Here is a 244-nt window from a genome sequence, read left to right as displayed (position 1 = left end):
CCGAACACGGCGACCCGCGGCTGGACACAGGAGAACAGCTTGAGCACCACGGTGCTGACGCCGGCGAAGAAGCCGGGGCGGAATTCGCCTTCGAGGATGTCGCCCAGGTCGTCCGGCGGCTGCACGCGGAAATTCTGCGGTTCGGGGTACATCTCGCGCTCGTTGGGCGCGAACAGCACGTACACGTCGCGCTCGCGTTCGAGCTTCTCGATGTCGGCGGCCAGGGTGCGCGGGTATTGGTCGA

1 protein-coding gene is annotated in these 244 nt (G+C 66.8%); it reads right to left on the bottom strand.

All coding sequences use genetic code 11. The features are described 5' to 3' along the window. The coding region (locus SB771_RS36405; RefSeq protein WP_410722211.1) for a pantoate--beta-alanine ligase at window positions 1-244 on the bottom strand (244 nt) is incomplete at both ends.

Source organism: Burkholderia sp. SIMBA_051 (assembly GCF_046534915.1).
GTDB lineage: Bacteria > Pseudomonadota > Gammaproteobacteria > Burkholderiales > Burkholderiaceae > Burkholderia > Burkholderia ambifaria.
Note: the sequence above shows the minus strand (reverse complement) of the source record. Positions and strands in the feature narration are given on the sequence as shown.